General features: G+C 63.5%; 4 protein-coding genes and 1 pseudogene. 1 reads left to right on the top strand and 4 read right to left on the bottom strand.

Annotated elements, in window-relative coordinates; all coding sequences use genetic code 11:
* Window positions 1-291 (bottom strand): NTP transferase domain-containing protein (locus tag Q0627_RS04190; RefSeq protein ID WP_298807837.1); only part of this gene is annotated, 291 nt, incomplete at its 3' end.
* A gap of 120 nt (window positions 292-411) precedes the next feature.
* Between Q0627_RS04190 and Q0627_RS04185 the strand changes: the two are divergent.
* Window positions 412-1,252: pseudogene (locus tag Q0627_RS04185) on the top strand (hypothetical protein); the annotation flags it as partial.
* Window positions 1,253-1,427: 175 nt separating this feature from the next.
* Here Q0627_RS04185 and clpX read toward each other — a convergent pair.
* From clpX to Q0627_RS04170, 3 genes are all read right to left on the bottom strand, one after another.
* On the bottom strand, window positions 1,428-2,708 hold the full coding sequence (gene clpX, locus Q0627_RS04180) for an ATP-dependent Clp protease ATP-binding subunit ClpX (RefSeq protein ID WP_291020555.1): 1,281 nt from the start codon (window positions 2,706-2,708) through the stop codon (window positions 1,428-1,430).
* Window positions 2,709-2,829: 121 nt separating this feature from the next.
* Window positions 2,830-3,519 carry an ATP-dependent Clp protease proteolytic subunit gene (locus tag Q0627_RS04175; RefSeq protein WP_291020553.1) on the bottom strand — a complete coding sequence of 230 codons (690 nt, stop codon included), beginning with the start codon at window positions 3,517-3,519 and terminating at the stop codon, window positions 2,830-2,832.
* Window positions 3,520-3,595: 76 nt separating this feature from the next.
* On the bottom strand, window positions 3,596-4,207 hold the full coding sequence (locus tag Q0627_RS04170; protein ID WP_291020551.1) for an ATP-dependent Clp protease proteolytic subunit: 612 nt from the start codon (window positions 4,205-4,207) through the stop codon (window positions 3,596-3,598).
* Window positions 4,208-4,232 lie beyond the last annotated feature (25 nt).

The raw sequence follows: 4,232 nt of genomic DNA, 5'->3' as shown, positions 1-4,232 counted from the left end.
GCCCGGTTCCTCGTCGGTCACCCACACCGCCTCAGGGCCTCCGGTGCCGTGCAGGAGTTGGTACGCCGACGATTCCTCCGTGGCCACCACGTACACCCGGTCGCACCGTTCGGCGATGGTGCGCACGATGCGCGCGAGCATCGGCTCGGCGTCGCCGCCCGGCCACTGCATCGACGCCTTATCGGTACCCATACGCCGCGACCTACCACCCGCGAGAACGATTCCCGCGATCGGTGAAATAGGTACAGGCGTCTCGGCGATGTCTCCGTTTTCCAGATCACTGTCGGTCATGCGTCCAGTGTGTGCCATCGGGCCCAGCTGAGGGTGAGATCACAATTTCTGGCGCACAATGATTGTCATGCGCGACACCGACGATCACGGTCCACACACCTATCAGGTCGATGAACCGACGGCACCCATAACATGCCCGACTGCTCCAACATGTGCCATGAGTCCTCGGGCACCGCGCTCACCGACGACTTCCTCCAGATCCGCCTCGGCGGAGACATGGCCCTGTTCCGCGGCATCGCACGGCTCATGCTCGACGCCGAGCGCAAGAACCCCGGCACCGTCTTCGACCAGGCGTTTATCGACGAACACTGCGGAGGCGTCAACGAGTATCTCGCGCTGCTCGACGAACTGGACTTCAACGATGTCCTGGAGGCCACCGGCCTGAGTCTCACCGAGATAGAGCAGCTCGCCGAAACGATGATGTCGTCCAAGCGCACGGTCCTGTGCTGGGCGATGGGCTGGACCCAGCACCGGCATTCGGTGGCCACGATCGGTGAAGGCGCCAACGTGCTGTTGCTGCGCGGCATGATCGGCAAACCCGGCGCCGGATTGTGCCCGGTCCGTGGTCATTCCAATGTTCAGGGCGACCGCACGATGGGCATCTTCGAGAAGATGCCCGAATCCTTCCTCGGCGCGCTGGGCAAGGAGTTCGGCATCGACAGCCCCCGCGAGCACGGATTCGACACCGTCCACGCCATCGGTGCGATGAGCGGTCGTCAAGTGCGCGTGTTCATCGGAATGGGTGGCAGTCTCCGAATTCGACGGACCCGACGGCCGCGAGGAACGCCGGGTGCACGATTACCAGCTGGTCGCCTACGACACTCCGCACGGAAACGTCGCGGCCTACTATCCCGAAACCAACCCGCTGATCCCGCTAGGGTCTGTGGCTCGCAAATCCAACACCCCGGTGTCCAAGGCGGTCGTGGTCCGACTCGAACCAGTCGGCACCTCCGCTGGTTGAGCACCGCCGCAGGCAACGCCCCCCGCTGGTTGATGTGTGAGGAGCGCAAGCGACCTCACACATCAACCAGCAAGAAGTTTGCGGCTTCCCGTCGGAATGCGTGACAGGACTCCTTAGGTACGCAACCGGCAAGGGGTGAGATCAGGCTTAGGTACGCAACCGGCAAGGGGTGAGATCAGGCGGTCTTGTCCTGGCGCTCTTCCGGGGTGTCCTTACGTGGCACGATGGTCGGAAGCACGTTGTCGCGCACCGTTTCTCCGGTGACCACAACCTTCTCGACGTCGTCGCGGCTCGGGATGTCGTACATCACCGGCAGCAGGACTTCTTCCATGATGGCGCGCAGGCCACGGGCACCGGTGCCACGGTGGATCGCCTGATCGGCCACGGCTTCGAGTGCGTCCTTGGTGAACTCCAGCTCGACGTTGTCCATCTCGAACAGCTTGGTGTACTGCTTGACCAGCGCATTCTTGGGCTGGGACAGGATGGTGACCAGCGACTCCTTGTCGAGGTTGGTCACCGAGGCGACGATCGGCAGACGGCCGATGAACTCGGGGATCAGACCGAACTTGATCAGGTCTTCCGGCAGCACCTCCGCGAAGTGATCGGTGGTATCGATGACGTCCTTGGTGGTGACCTCGTTACCGAAACCGATGCCGCGCTTGCCGATGCGCTCGGACACGACCTTCTCGAGCCCCGCGAACGCACCGGCCACGATGAACAACACGTTGGTGGTGTCGATCTGGATGAACTCCTGATGCGGGTGCTTGCGGCCGCCCTGCGGTGGTACCGACGCCTGCGTTCCCTCCAGGATCTTCAGCAGCGCCTGCTGCACACCCTCACCCGACACATCACGGGTGATCGACGGATTCTCGCTCTTGCGGGCGATCTTGTCGACCTCATCGATGTAGATTATTCCGGTCTCGGCGCGCTTGACGTCGTAATCGGCGGCCTGGATGAGCTTGAGCAGGATGTTCTCGACGTCCTCACCCACGTAGCCGGCTTCGGTCAGTGCGGTGGCATCGGCGATAGCGAACGGCACGTTGAGCATCTTGGCCAGGGTCTGCGCCAGGTAGGTCTTACCACAGCCGGTGGGGCCGAGCATCAGGATGTTGGACTTGGCGATCTCCACGGACTCGCCGCCACGGGCATCCTTCTTCTCCCCCGCCTGGATGCGCTTGTAGTGGTTGTAGACCGCCACCGCGAGTGTGCGCTTGGCCGTGTCCTGGCCGATGACGTAGTTCTCCAGGAAGTCACGGATCTCGGCGGGCTTGGGCAGCTCGTCGAGTTTGACGTCACCGTTCTCGGCGAGCTCCTCTTCGATGATCTCGTTGCACAGGTCGATGCACTCATCGCAGATGTAGACCCCGGGCCCGGCGATCAGCTTCTTGACCTGCTTCTGGCTCTTTCCACAGAAGGAGCACTTGAGCAGGTCCCCACCGTCTCCGATACGCGCCATCTCGTGCTCTACCTACTTCCTGTCGGGTCGGTACTCCGACGGTACCCGTGAACTGCCCCGACTTCGACCGTTACCGGTAAATGTCGCGAGCATCCGTGAATGAGAAGACGTCCGGTCCGGCCTACGACGCCGGGGCCTTGAGCGACTTCTTGCGGTACTCGAAGACCTCGTCCACAATGCCGTATTCCTTGGCCTGTGCGGCTGTGAGGATATTGTCGCGGTCGGTATCGCGGCGGATCTTGTCGGCGGGCTGACCGGTATGACCGGACAGGATCTCGTCGAGCCGGTTACGGATGCGCTCGATCTCGGCGGCCTGGATCTCCAGATCCGACACCTGCCCCTGGAATGCCCCGCCGGTGCGCGGCTGGTGGATCAGGATGGTGGCGTTCGGCAGCGCGGCACGCTTGCCGGGGGTGCCGCCGGCCAGCAGGATGGCCGCCGCCGACGCGGCCTCACCGAGGCACACCGTGACGATGTCGCAGTGCACGTACTGCATGGTGTCGTAGATGGCGAGCATGTCGGGCACACTGCCGCCGGGCGAGTTGATGTACATCGTGATGTCGCGGTCGGGGTCCTGCGACTCCAGCACCAGCAACTGCGCCATCACGTCGTTGGCGACGGTCTGGTCGATGGGGGTACCGACGAACACGATGCGCTCTTCGAAGAGCTTGGCGTACGGATCGTACTGCCGCTGGCCGTTGGGCGTGTGCTCGATGAACTGCGGCAGGATGTAGCGGGCCTGGATGCTGCGCACGAAATCGGCGGACGCCGGGATTCCGGCGGCGACCTCTGGCGAGTAGGTGTTGGTCATCTTCTGCTCCGTAGATGAGTGGCCAATTGGGATGAGTGGCCGTTAGGAATGGGAAGAGTCGAGGATCCGCGAGCGCTCAGGCGCGCTCGATGACGTGATCGACGATGCCGTACTCCTTGGCCTCGGCGGCGGTGAACCACTTGTCGCGGTCCGCGTCGGCCTCAATCTTCTCCAACGGCTGACCGGTGAACTCGGAGTTGAGCCGGTTCATCTCGCGCTTGGTGGCGGCGAACTGCTCTGCCTGGATGGCGATGTCGGCCGCCGTACCGCCGATGCCCGCCGACGGCTGGTGCATCATGATGCGCGCGTGCGGCAGCGCGTGGCGCTTACCCGGTGCGCCTGCCGCGAGCAGGAATTGCCCCATCGAGGCGGCCATGCCCATGGCGTAGGTGGCGACGTCGCACTTGGCGAGCTGCATCGTGTCGAAGATGGCCATGCCGGCTGTCACCGATCCGCCCGGCGAGTTGATGTACAGGCTGATGTCGCGCGTGGGATCCTCCGCTGCGAGCAACAGGATCTGTGCGCACAGCCGGTTGGCGATGTCGTCGTCGACCTGGGTGCCGAGGAAGATGATGCGCTCGCGCAGAAGGCGCTCGAAGACCGAGTCGGTCAGGTTCAGCCCGGCCACGCCCGAACTCATGTGCGCGCCGCGCGTCAAGCCGGGTGTGTGGATGGTCGGCTCACTCACAGTTCCTACCTTTACCTGTCGTGAT

The sequence above is a fragment of the uncultured Gordonia sp. genome, assembly GCF_937858515.1.
Lineage (GTDB): Bacteria > Actinomycetota > Actinomycetes > Mycobacteriales > Mycobacteriaceae > Gordonia.
Note: the sequence above shows the minus strand (reverse complement) of the source record. Positions and strands in the feature narration are given on the sequence as shown.